The sequence below is a fragment of the Spirosoma aerolatum genome, assembly GCF_002056795.1.
GTDB lineage: Bacteria > Bacteroidota > Bacteroidia > Cytophagales > Spirosomataceae > Spirosoma > Spirosoma aerolatum.
Map to the genome: position 1 here is coordinate 5,972,508 of NZ_CP020104.1, position 23,462 is coordinate 5,995,969.

The following is a 23,462-nucleotide window of genomic DNA, read 5'->3' on the forward strand; positions in this document are numbered from 1 at the left end:
AAGGGTCGTAAAGGTACGAAGAAAACGAGACCATCCTCTTAAAGTTACGGCTATAGTCAACCACTCAGCCCTCGAATAGTTGCAGAACCAACCGATTCAACCCCAAACCAGATAGTCGTTTTTAGGGAACATGGCTTTTTTATGCCCGATAAACGTGTTGTTTTGTGGGTATGAAACACATAGTCACGGTCTTACTGCTGGGCATCACGTTCTCGGCTTTTAGTCAGGCTTCAGTAGCCTATTACCCATTCAATAGTCTGGTTACGGTCAGTACCAACGCCGACCGGGCTTTTTGGCTCGATGCCCGCCTGCAAACAAACACCGTATTCGGCTCGCTCAGTACCACCATCTGCCCCATGATCAACGTGACGAGGAAGCCACAGGTCAATTACTACACTGGGCTGGGGGTGCGGTTCAACGTGCTCAACAATCTCGACGACCGGGATATTCTGGAAGGCTACTCGTTACACGTTGGTGTACGTGTGCGGCCACTGCCGATGTTCCCCAATTTGCGGGTTGCGTTTGAGCTGGCTCCATATTCGCGCAAAGACTTTAAAACCGGCAACCTTCAATCGTTCCTGGGTCTGGTTTACCAGTTCAGCAAAAAGCCTAAACTAACCCAGTAGCCATCCAAGGTATAGTCGTTTCCGTCCGTGTTACGACTATACCTTGGGTATTGCCTTATAGATATTGCACTATCGGGCGTCATAAAGAATCGGGTTCAGGGCACTATCGGCCGTAGTGCCAACGGTTTTACTCTGCAACCAGGTTTTCCAGTCGGCAATCCGATTGTCGTTATCGGGCTCCGTTACCCGAATATCCTTATCCATATAAATCATGGTCATGACCCGACGCGCCTGCGACGAACTATTTGCGCCCGCCCGGTGGAAGGTCCAGCCCGCGTGAAAGCTCACTTCACCCAATTCGAAAGGGGTTTCGTTGACGGCAAAGGTTTTTAGTGCTTCGGCAATCTGCTGCTCCGACTCATCCGATATTTTGAGATCCCGACCGATATTCACCGTCTGGCTGCGTTCGGCAAACGCCAGTGGCCCCATTTCGTAGGGGGTATCCTGAAGCGGAATCCAAACCGTAATGGTCTTATCGCTCGAAAGCGGCCAGTAATATTGATCGGCATGCCAGGGTGTTATCCCACCTGACGGCTCCTTGTACAGCGCCTGGTCGTGATACAGTCGCACCCCTTCAACACCCATCAGTTCAGCCGCGATTCGGGCCAGTCGTCGAGAGAAAACAAACGTTTTGATCGCGTCATTTTCGCGCCAGAGGTTCATTACCTGCAAAAACGCCCGCTCATACGTAGTGCGTTCTTCCATTGGTTTGGTAAGCGTATTGAGCTTAAATACCCATTCGGTAATTAAATCACCGTAATACGCCAATAGGTCCGGGCTGAGTACGTGTTTTAGTTTTACATAGCCATTCTCCCGGTAAAAGGTAATAGCCTCCGATGGTAGTGCATAGGGCTCGTCAAGTTGAGCCAGTCGGTTTTCAGTCGAGTTCGTAATCATGATCTGCGTTCTAATTGATACCTCAAAATTCTTCGTTCAGCCGCAGAACCCAGTCCTGTGATTTATCCATAAAGTGTAAAATTTTATCCTATCTATAATCTATCTCATTGACAACAAGCTAATAAATAGCATCTTTGACTAATCGAGAGCAATACCATGCGTGCGCAATTAGAGAAAACACAGCTTCAGGACGAACGGTCGGTAGCCGCTCAACGATTCGCCGTTCCTTATTTTTTAGCACCCTTTCATTTCCATCCCGAATTTGAGCTGACTTATATTGTTCAAGGATCGGGCAAACGATTCGTTGGGGTAAGTATTGATAATTTTGAAGCGGGTGATTTGATTCTATTGGGTTCTAACCTGCCACACTACTGGCGCAGTGACTCAGCGTACTACCAGAACCCATCCCTTCGGTCAGAAGCGATTGTAGTTCATTTTTCGCTTTCGTTTAGTGATCAAGTGATCAAGCATCTCCCCGAATGTCGTTCAGTGGTACAGTTACTGGCTCAATCCCAACACGGTATTCAGTTCCTGAAAACCCAGTCATTGATCAATGATCTGGCCAAGCTGGTCGATTTGAATGGAGTTGGGCGAGTCTGTGCGTTTATGGGGTTACTGGACTCATTGGCCAGCCACCCCGATAAACGACTGTTGAATAGCTCAGTCAGTTCGTTAAGCACGAAAGAAATAGAAAATGACCGGATGAAGCGCATCATTGAGTATACGCTGGCCAATTTCCAGAACAACATTTCTCTGAGCGATGTAGCCAATGTAGCCCATCTGACAGTTACGTCATTTTGCCGCTACTTTCAGAAATACACCCATAAAACGTACATCGCCTATCTGAATGAGATCAGGATTAGCCACGCCCGGAAATTACTGGCCGACAGCCCACTAAGTATTCAGGAAATTGGGTTCATAAGCGGCTTTCAGAACCTGTCGAACTTTCACCGGTTGTTCAGACAACAAACCGGACTTTCGCCATTGGCCTTTCGCAAATTAGGCCAGCTAGGATAAAGCGAGATCCACAGCTTCCGCTTATTTTTGTAGAAGGTATGTTTATTGTATTTACATGATGTCGCTTTTACGCCCTACCCTATTTGTTGTTTTTCTCTTCGCAATTTCCTTCAGTAGTCTGGCCCAACAGAACCGCAAAACCGAATCGGGCAATCCTGTTTTTCCGGGCTGGTATGCTGATCCCGAAGGCACTATTTTCGGTAAGCAGTACTGGATTTACCCAACCTTTTCGGCTCCGTATAATCAACAGGTGTTTTTCGATGCCTTTTCCTCACCCGATTTGGTGAACTGGACGAAGCACAGCCGGATTCTGGATTCAACGGCTGTAAAATGGGCCAAACGGGCTATGTGGGCCCCCGCTATTGTTGAAAAAGGTGGAAAGTATTTTCTATTCTTTGGGGCTAATGATATTCATGATGACAAGAAAGAAGTTGGAGGGATTGGCGTGGCGGTAGCCGATAATCCGGCAGGGCCATTTCGGGATTACCTTGGTAAACCGTTGGTGGGCCAGATTCACAACGGTGCCCAACCCATCGATCAGTTTGTTTTTAAAGACAAAGACAATCAATATTACCTGATCTATGGCGGTTGGGGGCACTGCAATATTGCTCGATTGAAAAACGATTTCACGGGTTTCCTTCCTTTCCCCGACGGAACAACGTTTCGGGAAATAACGCCTAAAAACTATGTAGAGGGGCCAATCATGTTTGTTCGGAAGGGCGTCTACTACTTTATGTGGTCGGAAGGAGGCTGGACAGGGCCAGATTATTCGGTTGCCTACGCCACATCGTCGTCGCCGTTTGGTCCGTTTGAACGAGTCGGTAAGATTCTACAGCAAGATCCCCAGGTAGCAAGAGGTGCAGGTCATCACTCTGTTATTCAGATTCCCGGAACCGACGAATGGTATATTATTTACCACCGCCGACCACTAACCGAAACCGATGGAAACCACCGCGAAACCTGCATCGATCGCATGTATTTTGATGAAAAAGGAGCTATTAAACCTGTAAAAATTACCGTCGAAGGAGTTAAAGCCAGGAAACTTTAACGGAAAGGCTCAGAAAAGCAGTAGGGATGAAAAGGCGGTTTATGAACTACCTTTTCATCCCTACTGCTTTTCTGAGCCTTTCCGTTTTTACTTCTGATTATACGACATTGGATTGTGCTCTAGTTTATCAGCCCGGTCGAATAGCTTGAGTGCCTTCTGGTACGTATCATCCGATTGACTGATAATTTTGAAAAACTCGTTATTCTGACCCGCTTTGTTGGCCTTCTGATAGACTGAGCGAGCCACCAGGGCTTTAATCTGATTGCGGATGTATGCCTTCGAGCGATTATATTCTTTCTCGTTGAACTTAATGCCTTCGTTGGTGGCTAGTTTTACGAGTTGGTTCATCTGCTCATCGGTGATAGTAACCGTACGGTTAAACTCGTCGAACGGCATCTTTTCCAGCTTCTTCTGATTATCGTTGGCGTATTCCATCGCGTACTCCCGAATAATATTTTTGCCATAAAGCTGCACCAGATACATAGTCTGCCAGGTCGAATCGCGGGGAATGAAATAGTCAGGCGTAATACCACCACCACCGTATACCGTCCGGCCACCATCGGTTTTAAACTTCAGCTTCGGATCATTCTTGATCGAGTCGGCAATATAGTATTCACCGCGTTTGGAGCGTAGTTCGAGATCTTTCTCATAATCACCCTCCTGCCCCGGCACGTAAGGCTTCTGGATACTACGGCCACTTGGTGTGTAATAGCGCGAAATGGTTAGCCGCAACTCCGAGCCATCCGACAAGGTTACGGGCATCTGTACAAGCCCTTTCCCGAACGACCGACGGCCCGCAATCAAGGCCCGGTCGTGATCCTGCAACGCACCCGACACAATTTCCGAGGCCGATGCACTTCCCTCATCGATCAGCACAACCAGCGCCCCTTCTTCAAACTGGCCAGCAATGTGGGCGTAGGTTTTACGGTCGTAGCGGTTGTCTTTCCCATCGGTGTAAACCAGCAACTTATTGCCCGAAATAAACTCATCGGCAATATTGGTGGCCCGGTCCATATAGCCACCCGGATTGTTGCGAAGGTCGAGCATCAACTGCGACATTCCTTTCGCTTTCAACGATCCAAGGGCCGTTTTGAACTCGTCATAGGTGGTTTCAGAGAATCGGTTGATTTTGATGTAGCCCGTTTTGCCATCGATCATATACGCGGCATCGACCGAGTAAGTCGGTATCCGGTCGCGGGTAATCATGAAGTCTTTCGGCTGTTTGTCGCCTTTACGTAGAATTGTCAGTTTAACCTCCGTACCTCGTTTTCCACGCAGAGCCTTAAACACCGAACTGTTTTCGACTTTACCTGACGTCGCCAACGGTTTATCATCCACTTTGATGATCTTATCGCCACTCATAATCCCGGCAGCTTCAGAGGGGCCACCTGCCAGCGGAGTAACGACATATACGGTGTCTTTATAAATATTGAACTCCACACCGATGCCATCAAATCCACCTTCCAGTTGCGAACGGGCAGCAACAGCATCCTGCGGGTTCATATAAGCTGTATGCGGATCGAGCTTTTCGAGCATTTTCGTGATCGAATAATCGACGAGATCGTCGGTATTGACCGTATCGACGTAGTTATTTTCGATCAATTGCAGAATTTCCCGGTATTTGGTGTAGCCCCGCCCTATGTTATTCAGGCTTTTGGTACCGCCAAAAAAAGTAGCCCCTACGAGCATACCGCCAGCCAGCGTTATGCCCAACAGCATTGGTAAACGAACCGTTGCCTTATCATTCTGTATTCGATTACCAGCCCCAGAAGGCTGACGTTCAGGCTGATCATCCGTAGTGTTTGCTCGATCCTCCATTTATTTGTTACTTAACAGGTGTCGTTTACCTTCTAAACGTTTTGAAGATAGCGAAATGTTTGCCAGAAATCGTATCTGTTCTTAAAATTTCATAAGAAGCGGTTTACGGTAGCTATTTGAACCCGAAAGGTGCGGATTTTGCTTGTTGACAGGCAGGAAGATCTCACGAATTCAGGTACGCCTAGGTGAACTCCTGAATGATAAAGACCCGGATATTGCTCGAAAGCTACTGACCGATGGGCATTTTGTAGAGAAACGTATGGACCGGGGCGGAGTGAGTTAAGACCTTTTTCTCACTTTTCTGGCTTACCGGAAAGTATTCTTACTTTTACGGAACATTTAGTCAGTTGCTCCCAATCAATCTTATGTTTGTACATACTGTCTTTTTCTGGCTTCACCATCCTGAAAGCCAGGCCGACCACGACGCACTCCGCGCAGGGCTCGAATCACTGAAAGCCGTTACCGATATTTCGGCAGCTTACATTGGCACGCCTGCTGAAACCCGTCGACCTGTTATTGACCATACCTACGATTTTTCTTTGACCTTTGTCTTTGCTGATAAAGCCGCTCATGATACCTATCAGACCCACCCTATTCACCTGGCCTTCGTCGATCAGTGTGCCCATCTGTGGCAGCGCGTGCAGGTCTATGACATGGTAGAGTAATAGTATTAGGAGCGAGGAGTGAGTATTAGGAGGTGCTGAGCTGACGCATACCTTTTCCTAATACTCACTCCTCGCTCCTAATACTCCTATTTACACCATTACCTCAATCTTCATCTCCATATTCCCTTTTACAGCTTTCGAATAAGGGCATACCGTGTGGGCCGTTTCGGCTAGTTGCTGCAATTCGTCGTGGTCCATACCCGGTGCTTTTACTACAATTTTGCCCGCCAGGAACATCGAGTTGCCATCTTTATTGAGCGAAATGCTAACCTCAACAGCGTGTTCGGGCAGGATGATTTTTCGACGGGAAGCTACCGTCATCAGAGCGCTGTTGTAGCATGAGCTATACGCAGCAGCAAAGAGCATTTCTGGATTGGCGGCTTTCCCTTCGCCGTGCATTTCAACTGGCTTTCGGACATCCAGTTCCAAAATTCCATCGAGCGATTTTACATCCCCATCTCGGCCCCCAACGTTGCTGACGGTGGCAGTGTATACTGTTTCCATGAATACAAATGATCTGTTTTAAACTAAGTAGCACCAGGCTATGTCAAGGTAAACGTACTGCTGACAGAAAAGTTAGATGTTTGTTCATTGCTTGAATAGGCAACCTTGCACTATTTGCCTCATCTTTATACAGAAGGGCAAACTATTTGCATACGATTTCTCGGGTTAGAGCATCGGATAGGTTTTCCCTTCGCCCAATGCCCCGCCCCCCTTGTCCTATGCAAATCATTTCGTATTTTGAACTACCTTTGTCTAAGCAACTTACTCAGACTTAAGCTGCAATAGATCGAGGTAGAGCACGTTTTTGGTTAGTATGTTTGCTTATAAGCGACCAGTATGAACACGTTATATAAATTTTTCTGGAGTCGACTAGTCATTGGTAGTATTAGTCTGCTTTTCTGGTTTAGCACCTTACCAGCCTCTGCTCAACGACGACGAGAAAAAGCAGGCCCGGATACGACATTAGCCAAAGCGGCTACCACTACTACCGCCCGCATTGAGGCCGAAACGCAGTTTACCGAAGGTGTTCGCTATTTGATGACCGATGAGCCCGTTAAGGCCATTGCCCAGTTCAACAAATTGCTCCAGAAAGAACCTGCCAATGCGGCAGCTCAGTATTCGCTTGCCAACGCATTACAAAAAACCGGCAAAATCGCTGAAGCTCTGCCCCACGCAACAAAAGCCTACTCGCTGGATAATCAGAATAAATATTATGCCCTGCTGCTGGCTGAGTTGTACGTCAAACAGAAACGGTATAGCGAAGCCGAAGAGTTATATGAAAAACTCCTGAAAAAAGGGCCCGAAAATGCCGAATATGGAGTTGAATTAGCCGCTATCTATCTATTCAACGACAAGCCCGATAAAGCACTGGAAGCCTATAACAACGTCGAGCGCGAACTAGGGCTCAACGAAGAAATTATCCGACAGAAACAGCGTATTTACCTCAAACAGAACAAGATTGATAAGGCCGTTGAGGAAGCCGAAAAATTGGTAGCTTCGGAGCCTACCGAGCCGGATTACCTGCTTGAAGGAGCCGAGCTGCTGATTGCCAACGACCGCACCGATCAGGCCATTAGCTGGATTGAACGAGCCCTTAAACTCAATGCCGATTTACCCCAGGCCCATGTGCTCCTGGCCGATATTTATCGCAGGAAAGGTGACATGACTCGTGTTAGCCAGGAACTGAACCTTGTCCTGTCGAATCCAAATCTGGAAGCGGGTTTGAAAGCCCGCGTCTTATCGAGCTATGTAGGAATGACCAGTGAAAGCCCAACCGCTCAAAAAGATGCGTTGTCAATGGCTCAAAACTTAGCCAAAAGCTCGCCCAATGATCCCAAAACTCAGGTTATGCTGGGCGACCTATTGATGCAGCAGGGCAAGAAGGCAGAAGCACGCGACGCCTATGCTAAAGCCGCCCGGCTGGATGGATCGATTTATGAAGTATGGGGGGCTTTACTTCAACTGGATGGCGAGCTGAACCAGGTAGATAGTTTACTGACGCACTCCGAACAAGCGCTGGAAGTATTCCCTACGCAAGGCCTATTTTGGTATTCCAATGGTTCGGCCAATCTATATAAGCGAAAGTATCAGCAAGCCGTCGATGCGCTTGAAGAAAGCAAGAAACTACTGGCCGCCAGCTCAAATACTGAATTGAAGCGTGGCATTGATGCCCAATTGGGCGACGCTTACAACGGTCTGGGCGATCATGCCAAATCGGACGAAGCTTACGAATCCGTTCTGAAAGTTGATCCCCTGAACGATCATGTACTGAACAACTACAGCTATTTTCTGTCGTTGCGGAAAGCAAACCTGCCACGCGCTTTACAACTAGCCCAGAAACTCGTTGAACGGAACCCAACCAACGCCACCTATTTAGATACCTATGCCTGGGTTTTGTACGTTTCGAAAGACTATGCAAAGGCCCGGCAATACCTGGAAAAAGCCCTGGCCGATCCGGCTAATGTCAGCGGAACTATCATCGAACATTATGGCGATGTACTGTATCAACTCGGTCAGCACGATAAAGCCGTTGAACAGTGGAAACAGGCAAAAGCCAAAGGTGGTGCCAGCCCTGATTTAGATAAAAAGATCGCTACTGGAAAGTTGTAAAACGATTTACGGTTTACAACTTTCGGTTGGTTGACACAGGAAGCGTTGATGCGCCACCTAACTGAAAGCGGTAAACCGTAAGTCGAAACTAGCCCCAATGAATAAATTTTTGTGCTTTATAGCATCCCTGATCGTAGTACTGTTTTTGGAAGGTTGTCGACGGCAGCATATGTCGCGCACTACCAATCCGGTTAGTTCTCCCACTTCGGTTTCTACATCCAAACCTGACTCGACTCTGGCAACCCGCCCTTCGTCAAGCACTCTGACCGATTCAACAACGATGAGCCGGCCAACTCGTCCGGGTATTGAAGAGGCCAGAGCCAATGTAGCCGAAATTGATTTCCGGTATCTGACGGCTAAATCGAGAATTTCATTCAAGAGCCAGCAACAGGACATCGACAATGCCAACGTAACGATTCGGGTTCGGAAAGACAGCCTGATCTGGGTATCCGTTTCAAAGCTGGGAATCGAAGCCGTTCGTGGTGAGATTACAAAGGATTCCATTACGATAATCGACAAAATTCATAAAGAATACTCGGTTTATGACTTCCCGACACTGAGTCGGCAGTTTAACTTTAATATGAATTTTGAGCTGCTCCAGGCACTGATTGTTGGGAATCTACCCCTTCCCAAGCGCCCGGCGCAAAAGATCAAAAACGAGCGGGATTACCTGCTGCTCCGTCAGAGCGAAGGGAAGGTACTGGTCGAAAACTATATTGGTGAAAACGACCGGAAGCTGAAAAAACTGATGGTTACCGAGCAGCCAACCAAAAACACACTGAGACTGGATTATGAGGATTTTACCTCGCTCAATAACTTCCTGTTTCCCTACACGAGCCTGGTAACCCTCGATTATCAATCGAAAGCGGACGGGCAATTCTATCAGACCTTACTTCGTATTAAGCATAACAAAGTTGAACTGGTTGATAAAAGTCCGGGATTTCCGTTTTCCATCCCGGCTTCGTATACTCGTCGACCTTAACCCACTGCACATTTGTTGGTCTTAACAGCCATGTACCCCAAATTTCCATTCCATTCCCGCGCTATCTACTGGTCAGTACTTAACCTGATCTTGTTCAGTATGGGTTGGTTTGTTGCTACAGCACAGGCTCCGCAAACGCAGCGGAATCGACAGGTGCTCGAACGTGAGAAAAAGCAGAACCTGGAAAAAATGAACCAGATCCGCACCATTCTGAAACAAACCGCATCGGAAAAGCAAGTCGGCCTGGGCCAGTTAAAAGCCATCGAACAGCAGATTCAGACCCAGTCGCGACAAATCGGTCTGTTGAATAAAGACCTTAAACTTACTGAATCCGAAATTGCCGAATTACGTCAGGCCAGTCAGGCGTTAACCAACGATCTGAACAAGTTAAAAGCTGAATACGGCTCCATGATCTATGCAGCCGACAAACGACGTCAGCAGGTCAACCCACTTGGTTTTTTGTTTGCCGCCAACAACTTCAATCAGTTAGTAGCCCGGTATCGGTACTTACGCCAGTATTCAGATGCCCGACAGAGCCAGGTTCGGCAGATGAATAATGTTCAGACGATGTTGCAGGGCAAACAAAAAGCTACGCAGCACAAACGAGCCGAGCAAAAAAACACCCTGGGTGCCAAAGTAAAAGAAGCTAAAAAGCTCGAGACCTTAAAGGTCGAGAAAAATGTCGTTGTAAAAGAACTAAGTAAGAAAGAAGCTGAGCTACAGGCCGAGCTTGCCGAAAGTCGACGGGCCATCAACCGATTGGAAACCATGATTACCCGGCTGATTGCCCGCGAAGCCCGTGAGCGTGCCGAACGGGAGGCCCGCGAACGCGCTGAGCGCGAACGACTGGCACGCGTTGAAGCCGCCCGAAAAGCAGCCGAACGCAAACGGGCTGAAGAAGCGATAGCAGCCGCCGAAAAAGCCGGTGAAAAACCAGCCCCAGCCGATGTAGCCAAAGTAGAGCGTCCGGCCGAACCCGAACCCGTTGCTAAAAAGCCTGACGAGCGACGGAATAACAACCTGAACGACGAAGAAACAGCCCTGGCCTCCTCGTTTACAGCGTCCAGGGCACATTTGCCATGGCCGGTAACTAAAGGCTTTATTTCGGACCATTTTGGCCGGAAGCCCCATCCTGTACTAAAAGGAATTTACGTTGAAAACCAAGGCGTTGATATTCAAACCAATGCCGGGGAGGAAGTCCGTGCCGTTTATGATGGAGTTGTTCAGGATGTAACCAACATACCGGGCATGAACAATGTGGTGGCTATTCAACATGGCGATTACTTCACCATTTATGCTAAACTGAAGAGCGTATCCGTTCGGGCTGGGCAACGCATAAAAGCTCGGGAAAACATTGGCACAGTAGCCACCGACAAAAACGGCATCTCGGAGATGCAATTCCAAATCTGGAAAGAATTTACCAAGCTTAACCCCGAGTCCTGGCTAGTTCCGAGGTAAACAGCATATCGTTGTAGGGTCATCGAGCTGGCGGGTTGTTCTCTGCTGATCACAACCGAATTGTCGGCCCGGTCCATAACTTTACAACGTTATAACTCTACAACTTAAAAATGTCTGTTCATAATCCCGATATCAAGCGCGTTACGACGCACACCATTCAGGAACTAAAGAATAAAGGTGAAAAAATATCGGCGCTGACTGCCTACGATTATTCGATGGCGCGGGTAGTCGATGCGGCTGGTGTCGAACTGATTCTGGTTGGCGATTCGGCCTCCAATGTCATGGCTGGGCACGAAACTACATTGCCGATCACACTGGACCAGATGATTTATCATGCCAGTTCTGTTGTTCGGGCCGTCAAGCGGGCCTTGGTTGTCGTCGATCTGCCTTTTGGCTCCTATCAGGGCAACTCGTCAGTAGCGTTGCAATCCGCTATTCGTATCATGAAAGAGTCGGGAGCCCACGCTGTTAAAATGGAAGGCGGCCTCGAAATCAAGGAATCGATCATTCGCATTCTAAGCGCTGGGGTTCCGGTCATGGGGCACCTGGGGCTAACTCCGCAGTCTATTTATAAATTTGGCACCTATGCCGTTCGGGCTAAAGAGGAGGCCGAAGCGGAGAAATTAATGGCCGATGCTCATATGCTTGAAGAGCTGGGTTGCTTTGCCGTAGTACTCGAAAAAATTCCCGCTCTGCTCACCAAAACCGTATCGACCAGCTTAACAATACCAACTATCGGAATCGGGGCAGGTCCCGATGCCGACGGGCAAATTCTGGTCATTCATGATTTGCTGGGTATCAATAATGAGTTTAAACCCCGCTTCCTGCGTCGATACGCCAACCTGCACCAGATCATGACTGAGGCCATTGCTCATTATGTTGATGATGTAAAAGCGAACGACTTTCCGAACGAGAAGGAAGCGTATTGAGTTATGTAACGCGGGTGGAAACCCGTAGTAATAAAAAATGCGGGTTTCCACCCACGTTACACATGAAAAGAAAACCATATCAAGTAGTTTACGAAGATAATCACCTGCTAATCGTCAATAAAGAGCCGGGTATTCTGGTACAGGGAGACCGTACTGGCGATATTACCCTGCTGGACGTGTTGAAAGACTATATTAAAGAGAAGTATAATAAGCCAGGGGACGTATTTCTGGGGCTTGTGCATCGGCTTGACCGCCCAGTTAGCGGTCTGGTTGTATTTGCTCGCACGTCAAAGGCTCTGGAACGCATGAACGAAATCTTTCGTAAGCGACAAGTACAGAAAACCTATTGGGCCGTAGTCCGTCAAAAGCCTCCCAAAAACGCGGATAAGCTCGTCAACTGGTTGGTCAAAGATGAACAGAAAAACCAGGTAACGGTCTATGATTATGAAGTATCTAATTCCCAGAAAGCTGAATTATCGTACCGAGTACTGGGCAAAATTAACGAGCACTATTTACTGGAGGTAAATCCAATAACTGGTCGCCCTCACCAGATTCGTTCTCAATTGGCGCATATGGGTTGCCCAATTCGGGGTGATGTCAAATATGGGTATGATCGGGCCGTAGCCGACAAAAAAATCTATTTACATGCCCGCCGTCTTTATTTCATTCATCCCGTTAAGAAAGAGCCTCTCATTTGCAAAGCGGGACTCCCAAACGATCCTTTCTGGGAGGAGTTTCTGGAATTGGATGATGAGAATTTCAAAGACAAGAACCTCGACTACATTTTTGAATAACTCGCCAACAGAATAGTCCTGAAATAGAAAGGCCGCACCTTCTGATCCCCAGAAGGTGCGGCCTTTCTGCTGGAAGCGAGTGCGCACTTACAACACTAGCTCCTCAATCTACTATCAATAAGTCAGGGCTCCGTTACCGTTGATGTAGTTGGCTGTTCCGTAGGGGCAACATCCAAGATAATCTGCTCCATTACACGTTCAATCATCTGCACGATCCCACGTAACGCTCCAAAGATGATGCAAAGCGGTAATATAATGGGCAGAAAGAAAACCCATTGAAAAATCATGTACAATCGAAAATTTCTCATTGGTTTAAGGAATAATTTTAACGATTAAAGTTACGGCTACGGACAAATCAACAACTTATTCACTAACGTTTAATCTACCATTCTATTCTTATTCAAAATTAAACTTGCCTTAATACAAAAACAAGCTCAATTTGAAAAAGTTTATCATGATATTAAGGTGATTATAGTTTCTCCTAGTTAATACGCTGTTGCTGACCTAACCTACTTTACCCTTTGTCAATTATAATGCCAATATTATATCCTCTTTCTAATTTAATTAATATATAGCTAACATTGGCTCTTTATACTTCATTATTCATTCTTTATTTAATTAACCATACCCTATCATAGCATTATCCTATCATCTTTATAAATTCAGTAGATCATTCATACAGAATCACTATAAACAGTTACAGGAGTTAGCAAAGTGATAACCGGATTGATTATCACTTTGCTAACTCCTGTATGGTTCAAATTTGTTCTTCTTGCTTAACTCAGCGTTGCCACCGCTTCTTTAATCCGTTGAATTGCTTCGACCAACGATTCATCAGATGCAGCCGTTGAGATACGTAGGCAATTTGGAGCCCCAAACCCCGATCCTGCGACAGTAGCAACATAGGCTTTATTCAGCAACCATAGAGCAAAATCATCGGAGTTTTCAATGGTGGTTGTTCCATCCGATTTACCATAATAGTAGCTAATATCGGGGAACGCATAGAATGCTCCTTCGGGCACGTTTGTACGGAAATGAGGCACTTCTTTCAGCAGTTTAACCACCAGATCACGACGACGATGATAGGCTTTGGTCATCTCCATCGATGGCTCCAGCGGGCCCGTCAGAGCAGCTACCGTGGCTTTCTGAGCAATAGAATTCGTCCCCGACGTAACCTGACCCTGCAATTTCTCAACCCCTTCGGCAATCCACTTGGCAGCACCGATATACCCAATACGCCAACCCGTCATAGCAAAGCCTTTAGCAACGCCATTTACGGTAACAACCCGATCCGCAATCGCAGGGATCGATCCGATACTGAAATGACCTTCAGGAGTAAAGTTGATATACTCGTAAATTTCGTCGGCCAGTACATAAATATTTTCGTGACGGGCCACTACCTCACCAATGGCCCGCAACTCAGCCTCTGAATAAATAGAGCCAGTTGGGTTATTGGGCGACGCGTACATCACAATTTTAGTCCGATCCGTAATGGCGGCCTCAAACTGCTCGGGGGTCACTTTAAAGTTGTTCTCAAAGGAACCGTCGACGACCACAGCCTTACCTTCAGCCAGCTTCACCATTTCGGAATAACTAACCCAGTACGGCGAAAAAATAATTACCTCGTCGCCAGGATTGATCAGCACCTGGATCACATTGGCCAGCGAGTGTTTGGCACCCGTCGACACAACGATATTTTCAGGCTTCCAGTCTATATTATTGTCGCGCTTGAATTTATCAGCAATGGCTTTACGAAGGTCAGGATAGCCCGCAACTGGCGAATACCCGTGGAAGCCGTCGTCAATGGCTTTCTTGGCGGCTTCGCAAATGTGTTGTGGGGTTTTAAAATCCGGCTCTCCTACGCTCAGGCTGATTACTTTGTGGCCCTGAGCAGCCAATTCACGAGCTTTCTTGGTCATCGCCAGCGTGGACGATTCTTCCAGCGCGTTGATGCGGTCGGCTAATAAACTCACGGTGTCAAGCGTGGCAGACATAAATTTGTTGTAGTTTTAATAAAATGATAACAAACTGGCAGCAAAGGTACTATGTTTTCATTGGAGCGGCTCTATTATTTAAGAATTAAAAATTTTAACCTCACTAGTATCTGTGCACTCCGTCAGTAATTCTAGCGTTGTTTTCTGCAAAATCGGATGGAGAAAGTCGGGGGCAATTTCGGCAAGTGGCACGAGCGTAAACCGACGTTGATGTAAATACGGATGAGGAATGGTAAGATGCGGAGTTTGTATAATGAGCTGACCATAATACAACATATCAATGTCGATCAGCCGGGCGCCCCATCGCTCCAGCCGAACCCGGCCTAAGGCCTGCTCAATAGCCTGTGTTTGCCGCAGAAGTTCGTCAGGTGGTAAGGTTGTTTCCACCGCTACAACCTGATTCAGGTAAGTCGGCTGATCCGTTACGCCCCAGGGAGCCGTTTCATAAATAGCTGACCTTTGGGCTACAACCCCTACCCGGTCGGCAAGTAGCTCGTTGGCTCGATGCAAGGCTCTTATCCGGTCGCCCAGGTTGGCCCCGAGAAGTAGAAGTATCATTTAGGATGCATGATATAAGATGCATGATATAAGGTCTCTACGTTAATGCATACTATATCATACAGCATACATTCTCAGTAGTCCTTAATCACTTTAATATCATAATACGCCTTAATTTCATCGTCACTGGGCGTTTTAACTGGCCGCACAATCCGGAAACCCACGAAGGAAGCTGATGTGAGCCACCAATCTGATTTAGGACTTTGCGGATCAAGGATTTTCCAGGCTGGTGCTGATGGCGTTCGGGCAGCCGATCGTAACACGTCTGGTTCATCGTCCCAGGAACCACCGCGCACAGCGTTCGGATACAGTGTAGTTGTTGGCGCATACGGCTCCTTAACTTTACCACTGGCAACCTGCTTATAATAATCTTCGATGTACTGGTCTTTCGTCCACTCCATTACATTACCGTGCATATCGTATAGCCCGAATGGATTTGGCTTTTTGGTACCCACTTTCTTATACCCTCCCCCACTATTGCCATTAAATACAGCGTACTCGCCTAATTTTTTTACATCCGCGCCAAACGAATAGGGCGTTGTTGTATTCGCTCGGCAGGCATATTCCCATTCTGCTTCGGTCGGCAGGCGATAGAATATACCCGTTTTGGCATAGAGCCAGGCACAAAACTTTATGGCCGCATACTGAGTCATGTTGATAGCCGGATAGCCTGCCCTCCCCATACCAAACGACATATCGACATAGGGCGGGCTAGGCCGTGTTGTCGCATCGGTCTTCGTCAGATTGGCATCGGCCTGAGGGTATTTGGCGGCCATTTCCTTTTCCATATTGGTAAAGGCAAACAGGTCGTAAAGGTCCCATGTCACCTCGTATTTACCCATATAAAACGGCTCGATTGTTACGCTGTGCTGAGGGCTTTCGTCGGGTTTATGTCCTTTTTCGGAAGCGGGGCTACCCATTAAGAACTTGCCACCCGGAATTGCTACCATCGCATAGGTTTGGTCACTTCCAGGAACGACTTGGGTGTATGATTTAAACTCAGTAGTGGTTTGGGCACTCGTCAGACTGTTTACCCCAACTGTTAATGCCAGAATGGACAGGAGATGTTTAGGAAACATTTTTGGTTATATAGAAAGAAACCATCATTGAACGGTAAAAGTACGAACGATTTTCTTTCTTGTACCTTTGCGAAGTCAATCATTATAACCTATGCGTTATGGAGCACAATCAGCCAACCCGACTTAATTCGATGCAACAGTACATGCTGCATTTGTTTGACCGGGAATTATCGCCCCAACAGGAAACTGAAATTCGGTTATTGCTATCGAATTACTTTGCCAAACTAGTTGACGATGAAATGGATCGTATTGTGGCTGAACAAGGTATAACAGCCGACCAATTAGAAAAAGAAGCAAGCGTACATCGCCGAACGCCTTATCATCTTAAACGATGAGGATAGTTATCGATACCAACTGCTTACTGGTCAGTAGTCCGAAAATAGCGAAAAGTCGCTGGTTATTTGACGCTGTATTGGCGGGAATCGTCGAAATGGCAGTAACAACTGATGTTTTAGAAGAGTATGAGGAAATTATCGGTACATTTTATAATTCACCAACACTGGCAAAAAATGTTCTGGAGACATTAGCTAATCGCCCTAATGGCTTAAAAGTTTCACCCTATTATTTCTGGTCATTAATTACAGAAGATTCTGACGACAACAAGTTTGTAGATTGTGCTGTAGTCTGTGGTGCAGACTTTCTCATTACTGAAGATAGTCATTATAAAATCCTGGAAACCATTCCGTTCCCCCGCATTCCTGTGCGAACGCGTGCCCAGTTTCAGAAAATACTTTTCCCAGACAATTAACGCTTTCTGCAACAGGCACCTTATTATCTGTTATGAATTATCTCTCAGCCGAAAATTTAACGAAGTCGTACGGCGACCGTATTCTGTTTAAAAACCTGACGTTCGGTATCAACCGGGGCGATAAAGTAGCGATTGTAGGCGCTAATGGCTCTGGCAAAACGACGTTACTCTCCATTCTGGCCGGGGCCGTTCCGCCCGACTCAGGCATTGTGAGCCACCGGAAAGATATTACGATCGGGTACCTCGATCAGCAACCCGATCTGAATAATGCCCTCACCGTTATGGAGGTGGTACTGGCTGGCGAAAGTGCCCAGCTCGACGCCGTTCGTGCCTACGAACTTGCCCTTGCCCACGATGATCATGCAGCACTGGAACGGGCAATGGTCGATATGGAAAAGCTTGAAGCCTGGGATTACGAAGCCCAAATCCGGCAAATTCTGGGTGAGTTGGGTATCCATGATGTGGAACAGCCTGTCCGTTCTCTATCGGGCGGTCAACGCAAACGGGTAGCGCTTGCCCGCGTACTGATCCAGAGCCCCGATCTGTTGATCCTGGACGAGCCCACCAACCACCTCGACCTGGAAGCTATTGAATACCTCGAAAACTTTCTGAATATCAACAATGGTACGCTCCTGATGGTGTCGCACGATCGGTATTTTCTGGATCGAGTCTGTAATCAGATTGCGGAGTTGGACAACGGGCAGCTCTATACCTACAAAGGCAACTACGCTTATTTTCTGGAAAAGAAAGACGAGCGTGAAACCGCAGCGGCCTCCGAACAGGCTAAAGACCGGAATACCTTTCGTCGTGAGCTGGAATGGATGCGTCGGCAACCGAAAGCGCGTGGCACTAAAGCCCAGTATCGAATTGATGCCTTTGAAGAATTGAAAGAAAAAACAAGCGGACGGCGCAACGATGGCGAACTTGATCTGAACCTGCGCACAACCCGACTGGGCAGTAAAATTCTGGAGGTCGAAAACCTGAGCAAGCGCTTCGGCGATAAGGTATTGCTCGACCACTTTAATTACACATTCAAACGGTTCGACCGGGCAGGGCTGATTGGCAAAAACGGAATGGGTAAAACCACATTACTTAACCTGCTTACCAACCAACTTCGTCCTGATTCGGGCAAGATTACAACGGGAGGTACGGTCAAATTTGGCTATTATACCCAGTCGGAGCTAGACATGCCCGAAAACCAGCGGGTCATTGATGTAGTACAGGAAGTGGCCGAGGTCATGAAATTAGAAAATGGCGATACCGTTACGGCCTCTCAGTTACTAAGCCGATTTTTATTTGATCGTCATAAACAATACGATTATGTATCAAAACTGAGTGGTGGTGAAAAACGACGGCTGCAACTGTTGCTGGTACTGGTGCAGAACCCCAATTTTCTGATTCTGGACGAACCCACCAACGACCTTGACATCACAACGCTGAACGTCCTGGAAGATTTCTTACAGAGCTTTTCAGGCTGTGTACTCATCGTAACCCACGACCGCTATTTTATGGATCGGCTCGTGGAACATGTGTTTGTGCTGGAAGGCGAAGGTAAAGTCCGCGACTTTCCAGGCAACTATACCGACTACCGCGAATGGCGGGATAGCCAGCCCAAAAAATCAACTTTACAAAATGATAAACCGGCTTCAGCTAGTTCAAAGAACCAATCTTCTTCGGCTGTAGTTTCTTCCGCAACGGTTCCGCCCAGTACTGTTAAGAAAAAGCTGTCGTTCAAAGAAATGCGCGAATACGAAACTCTTGAAAAAGAAATCGAGTCGCTGGAGCAACGAAAAGACGAGGTAGTGGGTCTTCTGAACGCGGGTGGTCACCATGAACAACTCATGGCCTGGGCTCTTGAAATTGAACAGCTTGATCGAAGCATCGCCGAAAAATCGGACCGATGGCTCGAACTGGCAGAATATATGTAAAGAGTGAAAGAGCGAAAGAGCGAAAAGGGTGAAAAGCTAACCCACTACTTTTTCGCTCTTTCACTCTTTCACTCTTTCACTCTTTAAACATGAATCAGATTCTTGAGTTTTTTCGCTACCTGCTTAATTCCGAGGAAGTTATCCGAACGGGCGGACTGGTATTGATCACGCTTATTATTTTTGTAGAGAACGGTATTTTTTTCGGCTTCTTCCTTCCCGGCGATTATCTGCTGTTTTTGTCGGGTGTATTTGCCGGTACCAAGCTACTGAATGTACCCCTCTGGTTATTGCTTACCTGCATTTTTGGCGCAGCCGTGCTGGGCTCAGCGACGGGCTATCTGACGGGCTATTATTTTGGCGCGAGAATCAAGAATCGAGCAGACTCCCTATTTTTCAAGCAGAAATACATCGATAATACGCGAGATGCGTTCATGCGGTATGGCAACAGTGCCTTAATCATCTCACGCTTTCTGCCGGTAGTTCGCACATTTGCTCCGCTCCTGGCTGGGCTTATCCACATGCCCGTTCAGTATTTTATGCTTTATAACATTATTGGTGGAGCTATTTGGGTACTAACACTTGTCGGGGGCGGATTTTATTTTGGCGAGCGTTTTCCCTGGATCGTAGATTATGTCCAGTATATTATCATTTTCTTCCTGGCTATCACGACGTTTACCGTTGTAAAAGGGTATCTGAACGCCCGGAATGAAAAGAAAACGGAAAAGATTCCTGAGTAAGAACGTAGGATGTATGATATAGGATGTAAGGTGTATGATGTAGTTCATCAGAGGCAATTATATCATACATCATACGTCACTGGTCTGCTTTTTCCAATTCAGTAACCAGTGTATACATGGTTTCGATTACCTGCTCCATGCGGTCGTGGCCAACAATTGAATCAAATTTTGTTCGGGCTTCTTGCATACAGCCTTCCAGTGCAACGAACAACTCTTTTCCTCGTGCATTCAGAAAAATAATACTGGATCTTGAATCGTTGGGGTTCTTCTGTGTATAAATATAACCCTCTTCTTCCAGCAGACCGACGATTTTACTCATCATTTGCTTCGTTACACAGGCTCGCTTGGCTAATTCATTATTTGTAGTCCCCTGTTCTTCGATGTTCGAGAGGAACATGAGGTAGCTCATTTTGAAATCCGTGTAACCAAGCGCGTGCAAGCGGGGTTCTATATAACTAGACGTAAATCGTTTCAGTCGCCAGAACAGCCGTCCCACCGACCGCTCCCGAATCAGCCGAAATTGGTCAAAATCAAAGGAATTCTTATGCGTTTCCACTATCATGAAAGCAAAATAAGAAAATCAGAAACAATTCTTTACAAAATTTTGCACAAATATAGTCAACCTGCTTGACTTTATAGTCAACCTAGTTTACTTTTGCCTCGATAGTCAAACAAGTTGACTAAGTGAATGGTTCGACTTTCGTTACGTACTCAACTCTATTGCCTATTACTTTATTGAACGCAGCATATATGGCAACTCTAACTCACGAACAAACAACAATGGAAGAAAAAAGCGGCCTTCGTACTTTTCTACCCCGCATCATTATTGGTGTGGTGTTATTGGTAGGAGGGTATTTTGGTTTTCAGGCGTATCGGCATGGCCAGCAATATGAAACAACAGACAATGCACAGATTGAAGGCAACTCAGCCCCCGTACTAGCTCGCGTAGCCGGGTATGTCACCGCCGTTAATGTCGATGATTATGCCAACGTTAAGCAGGGCCAACAATTGATAACCATTGATCCTCAGGAATATGACGTAGCTCTGGCCCAGGCCGAAGCCGACTATCAGCAGTCGCTGGCGGATCTCGAGAATGCCCGCGCTGACCTGCAAAACGCCCAGGCGAACGCCCGTAATGTAGCCCAAAACGCCCGCGTAGCGCAGTCGAACGCACAGGTACAAGCCGCTCGTCGGGATAAAGCCCAACAGGATTTACAACGTGATCAGAACCTTTACAAAGAACAGTCGCTGACGCGCAAGCAGTTAGAAGACTCTCAAAACAATGCCGAGGTGCAACGTCGGCAGTACAATGCGAATGTCGAGCAGATTACCCTCGCCCAAACGTCGCAGTCAGTCGCTCAGGCAGGGATCGCTAAAGCCCAGGCAAACATTCAGAAGATACAGGCCGTGCTGAAAGTAAAACAGGCCGCTATTGATAATGCCAAGCTGAAAGTAGGCTATGCACACATCACGGCCCCAATTGCCGGAAAAATCGGCCGGAAAAATGTAGTCGTTGGGCAGTACGTACAACCAGGACAAAACCTGTTTACGATCGTAGCCGACTCTACTTTCTGGGTCGTGGCCAACTTCAAAGAAACCCAATTGGAGAAGATGCAGGTCGGTCAGCAGGTCGATATCAAACTGGATGCGTATCCTGAACTTGATATAAAAGGCCGTGTTTCATCGCTATCCGAAGCCACTGGCGCACGCTTTGCCCTGCTTCCTGCCGATAATGCATCGGGTAATTTCGTCAAAATCACTCAGCGTGTACCGGTGAAGATCGAAATCCTCAACCCCGAAAAGTACAAAAACCAACTGCGCGCCGGCTTAAGTGTAGACGCTGAAGTTCGGGTAGCTAATTAATCAGTATTAGGCGTGAGGAGCGAGAAGCGAGTAGAGAGAATACTCTGTTTAGCCAGTTCGCATCAGCATTCTCACTGCTCATTTCTCGCTCCTAATACTTAAAAAATTTATGGCACAACAAAGTGGCTTTGGTCGCTGGATCGTCGTCATTACGGCCGTATCCGCAGCGATCATGGAACTGATCGATACGTCGATTGTCAATGTCGGCCTCAATGACATTGCGGGTAATCTGGGCGCAACGATTGAAGATGTGGCCTGGGTTGTAACGTCATATGCCATTGCCAACGTCATCGTAATTCCTATGACGAGCTTTTTGCAACGGTATTTTGGGCGCAAAAACTACTACATCGGTTCTATTATTTTATTCACCCTGGCTTCTTATGGGTGCGGTTTCGCCAGTGATCTATGGACCCTGGTTTTCTTCCGATTCCTACAGGGGATCGGGGGTGGGGCTTTGCTTTCGACCTCACAGGGGCTTATGTATGATGCTTTCCCACCTTCGCAACGTGCAGTAGCATCAGCGTTGTTTGGGATGGGAATCGTATTGGGGCCAACACTCGGGCCAACACTGGGAGGCTATATTATCGATAATTACCACTGGAGCTGGATGTTTTACATCAACGTTCCGATCGGGATTATTGCCGTTCTACTTAGCCTGACCTTTATCGAGAAAAAAGAAGACGAGCTCAACATCGATCGAAAGTCCATTCCAATCGATCAGATCGGCATTTTGCTGCTGGCCGTGGGCATTGGTGCATTGCAATATGTACTGGAGCGCGGTGAAGCCGACGACTGGTTCGATGACAGTGTAATCCGTTGGCTAACGGGTATATCGGCCTTTGCGATTCCGGCCTTTATCTGGTGGGAGTTGCGAGGCACCAAAGAGCCTGTCGTGGATCTGCGCGTAATGAAAAATCGTAACCTGTTTATCGGGTCGATTCTGGTAGTGGTGGTGGGCTACGGGTTATTTACATCTGTTCTGCTCTACCCCCTATTTGCACAACGTATTGTTGGCTTAACAGCTACGCAAACGGGCAAACTGCTCATTCCGGGCGGCCTGGTAACGCTTCCGATGTTTGCTATTACAGGCCGTATGCTGGCTAAAGGGGTTTCGCCCAGGCTCATTGTTACGCTGGGTTATGTCGCCTTTGCTTCCTTCTGTTTCCTGATGTCGACCTACAATATGAATGCCTCCAATGGCGACTTCATTACGGCACTAATCATTCGGGGTATTGGCCTGGCCTTGGTAAACGTACCGCTCATTAACCAGTCGGTTTCGTCGCTGGAACCCCGTCAGATGCCTACCGGTATCGCTATTGTGAACATGATGCGGCAAATTGGCGGTGCGTTCGGGGTAGCCATTACTAACACCTACGTTACGCAACGTACAGCCGTTCACCGAGGGGATCTGGTGTCGAATCTGCAACCGGGCGAGATGTTAACAACGGAACGTGTGAATACCATGACACAAGCTTTGGTTGCTAAAGGGGTTAATGCACTGGATGCTGTCACGGGGGCATACAAAAATCTCGACCTGATTATCACCAAACAGGCACTGATGATTTCGTACCTCGACACCTTCCGGCTCGCGGGATTGTTCTTCGTGGTTTCGTTCCCGCTTCTGTTTTTACTACAAAAGAAAAAAATGGACGCTGCAGCCGCCAAAGCGGTAGCCGAGTCAGCACACTAAATAGGTTTACGGTTTTCA

General features: G+C 47.3%; 23 protein-coding genes. 15 read left to right on the forward strand and 8 right to left on the reverse strand.

The window, feature by feature from the left end:
• Window positions 1-170: 170 nt before the first annotated feature.
• Window positions 171-626: a hypothetical protein gene (locus B5M13_RS24720; protein WP_080058212.1), complete on the forward strand. Its 456-nt coding sequence runs from the start codon at window positions 171-173 to the stop codon at window positions 624-626.
• A gap of 69 nt (window positions 627-695) precedes the next feature.
• Here the strand turns inward: B5M13_RS24720 and B5M13_RS24725 are convergent, their stop codons facing one another.
• Entirely contained in the window at window positions 696-1,523 is an 828-nt protein-coding gene (locus tag B5M13_RS24725; RefSeq protein ID WP_080058213.1) for a phytanoyl-CoA dioxygenase family protein, read from the reverse strand.
• 156 nt (window positions 1,524-1,679) lie between these two features.
• On the opposite strand from B5M13_RS24725, the gene B5M13_RS24730 reads away from it, so the two are divergent.
• A complete protein-coding gene (locus B5M13_RS24730; RefSeq protein WP_080058214.1) occupies window positions 1,680-2,540 on the forward strand; it encodes an AraC family transcriptional regulator in 861 nt (286 codons plus the stop codon).
• Between the two features lie 58 nt (window positions 2,541-2,598).
• Window positions 2,599-3,588 carry a glycoside hydrolase family 43 protein gene (locus B5M13_RS24735; protein WP_080060072.1) on the forward strand — a complete coding sequence of 330 codons (990 nt, stop codon included), beginning with the start codon at window positions 2,599-2,601 and terminating at the stop codon, window positions 3,586-3,588.
• 87 nt (window positions 3,589-3,675) lie between these two features.
• On the opposite strand, the gene B5M13_RS24740 is transcribed toward B5M13_RS24735, so the two are convergent.
• Window positions 3,676-5,406, reverse strand: coding sequence for a S41 family peptidase (locus tag B5M13_RS24740; protein ID WP_080058215.1), 1,731 nt, complete (start codon window positions 5,404-5,406; stop codon window positions 3,676-3,678).
• Window positions 5,407-5,771: 365 nt separating this feature from the next.
• Between B5M13_RS24740 and B5M13_RS24750 the strand changes: the two genes are divergently transcribed.
• Window positions 5,772-6,071, forward strand: a complete 300-nt coding sequence (locus B5M13_RS24750; RefSeq protein ID WP_080058216.1) for a Dabb family protein — start codon at window positions 5,772-5,774, stop codon at window positions 6,069-6,071.
• Window positions 6,072-6,161: 90 nt separating this feature from the next.
• Here the strand turns inward: B5M13_RS24750 and B5M13_RS24755 are convergent, their stop codons facing one another.
• Window positions 6,162-6,575: an Ohr family peroxiredoxin gene (locus B5M13_RS24755; RefSeq protein WP_080058217.1), complete on the reverse strand. Its 414-nt coding sequence runs from the start codon at window positions 6,573-6,575 to the stop codon at window positions 6,162-6,164.
• Between the two features lie 336 nt (window positions 6,576-6,911).
• Here B5M13_RS24755 and B5M13_RS24760 point away from each other — a divergent pair, with 336 nt between their 5' ends.
• The 5 genes from B5M13_RS24760 (at window position 6,912) to B5M13_RS24780 (ending at window position 12,847) form a co-directional block, all read left to right on the forward strand.
• On the forward strand, window positions 6,912-8,684 hold the full coding sequence (locus B5M13_RS24760) for a tetratricopeptide repeat protein (RefSeq protein ID WP_080058218.1): 1,773 nt from the start codon (window positions 6,912-6,914) through the stop codon (window positions 8,682-8,684).
• A 280-nt stretch (window positions 8,685-8,964) separates the two neighbouring features.
• A complete protein-coding gene (locus tag B5M13_RS24765; RefSeq protein WP_245859478.1) occupies window positions 8,965-9,666 on the forward strand; it encodes a DUF4292 domain-containing protein in 702 nt (233 codons plus the stop codon).
• Window positions 9,667-9,696: 30 nt separating this feature from the next.
• The gene (locus B5M13_RS24770) at window positions 9,697-11,124 is read left to right on the forward strand and encodes a murein hydrolase activator EnvC family protein (protein ID WP_080058220.1); all 1,428 of its coding nucleotides are present in this window, start codon (window positions 9,697-9,699) and stop codon (window positions 11,122-11,124) included.
• Window positions 11,125-11,234: 110 nt separating this feature from the next.
• Window positions 11,235-12,053: a 3-methyl-2-oxobutanoate hydroxymethyltransferase gene (gene panB, locus B5M13_RS24775; RefSeq protein WP_080058221.1), complete on the forward strand. Its 819-nt coding sequence runs from the start codon at window positions 11,235-11,237 to the stop codon at window positions 12,051-12,053.
• Window positions 12,054-12,115: 62 nt separating this feature from the next.
• Window positions 12,116-12,847, forward strand: coding sequence for an RluA family pseudouridine synthase (locus B5M13_RS24780; RefSeq protein ID WP_080058222.1), 732 nt, complete (start codon window positions 12,116-12,118; stop codon window positions 12,845-12,847).
• Between the two features lie 122 nt (window positions 12,848-12,969).
• Here the strand turns inward: B5M13_RS24780 and B5M13_RS33575 are convergent, their stop codons facing one another.
• The 4 genes from B5M13_RS33575 to B5M13_RS24795 form a co-directional block, all read right to left on the reverse strand.
• Complete coding sequence (locus B5M13_RS33575; RefSeq protein ID WP_026261842.1) at window positions 12,970-13,155, reverse strand: hypothetical protein; 186 nt, start codon at window positions 13,153-13,155, stop codon at window positions 12,970-12,972.
• Between the two features lie 468 nt (window positions 13,156-13,623).
• Window positions 13,624-14,841: a pyridoxal phosphate-dependent aminotransferase gene (locus B5M13_RS24785; RefSeq protein ID WP_080058223.1), complete on the reverse strand. Its 1,218-nt coding sequence runs from the start codon at window positions 14,839-14,841 to the stop codon at window positions 13,624-13,626.
• Window positions 14,842-14,919: 78 nt separating this feature from the next.
• Window positions 14,920-15,399 (reverse strand): 2-amino-4-hydroxy-6-hydroxymethyldihydropteridine diphosphokinase, encoded by a 480-nt coding sequence (gene folK, locus B5M13_RS24790; protein ID WP_080058224.1) that lies wholly within the window; start codon window positions 15,397-15,399, stop codon window positions 14,920-14,922.
• A 74-nt stretch (window positions 15,400-15,473) separates the two neighbouring features.
• The gene (locus tag B5M13_RS24795) at window positions 15,474-16,478 is read right to left on the reverse strand and encodes a formylglycine-generating enzyme family protein (RefSeq protein ID WP_080058225.1); all 1,005 of its coding nucleotides are present in this window, start codon (window positions 16,476-16,478) and stop codon (window positions 15,474-15,476) included.
• Between the two features lie 98 nt (window positions 16,479-16,576).
• Between B5M13_RS24795 and B5M13_RS24800 the strand changes: the two genes are divergently transcribed.
• The 4 genes from B5M13_RS24800 (at window position 16,577) to B5M13_RS24815 (ending at window position 19,891) form a co-directional block, all read left to right on the forward strand.
• The gene (locus B5M13_RS24800) at window positions 16,577-16,813 is read left to right on the forward strand and encodes a hypothetical protein (RefSeq protein WP_080058226.1); all 237 of its coding nucleotides are present in this window, start codon (window positions 16,577-16,579) and stop codon (window positions 16,811-16,813) included.
• Window positions 16,810-17,226: a PIN domain-containing protein gene (locus tag B5M13_RS24805; protein WP_080058227.1), complete on the forward strand. Its 417-nt coding sequence runs from the start codon at window positions 16,810-16,812 to the stop codon at window positions 17,224-17,226. The genes B5M13_RS24800 and B5M13_RS24805 overlap by 4 nt, the downstream gene beginning before the upstream one ends.
• Before the next feature lie 32 nt (window positions 17,227-17,258).
• Entirely contained in the window at window positions 17,259-19,154 is a 1,896-nt protein-coding gene (locus B5M13_RS24810; protein WP_080058228.1) for an ABC-F family ATP-binding cassette domain-containing protein, read from the forward strand.
• An 89-nt stretch (window positions 19,155-19,243) separates the two neighbouring features.
• The gene (locus tag B5M13_RS24815) at window positions 19,244-19,891 is read left to right on the forward strand and encodes a DedA family protein (RefSeq protein ID WP_080058229.1); all 648 of its coding nucleotides are present in this window, start codon (window positions 19,244-19,246) and stop codon (window positions 19,889-19,891) included.
• Between the two features lie 76 nt (window positions 19,892-19,967).
• Here B5M13_RS24815 and B5M13_RS24820 read toward each other — a convergent pair whose 3' ends face one another.
• Complete coding sequence (locus B5M13_RS24820; RefSeq protein ID WP_080058230.1) at window positions 19,968-20,453, reverse strand: MarR family winged helix-turn-helix transcriptional regulator; 486 nt, start codon at window positions 20,451-20,453, stop codon at window positions 19,968-19,970.
• Between the two features lie 188 nt (window positions 20,454-20,641).
• Between B5M13_RS24820 and B5M13_RS24825 the strand changes: the two genes are divergently transcribed.
• Window positions 20,642-21,754 carry an HlyD family secretion protein gene (locus B5M13_RS24825; protein WP_080058231.1) on the forward strand — a complete coding sequence of 371 codons (1,113 nt, stop codon included), beginning with the start codon at window positions 20,642-20,644 and terminating at the stop codon, window positions 21,752-21,754.
• 109 nt (window positions 21,755-21,863) lie between these two features.
• A complete protein-coding gene (locus tag B5M13_RS24830) occupies window positions 21,864-23,444 on the forward strand; it encodes a DHA2 family efflux MFS transporter permease subunit (protein WP_080058232.1) in 1,581 nt (526 codons plus the stop codon).
• Window positions 23,445-23,462: the final 18 nt, after the last annotated feature.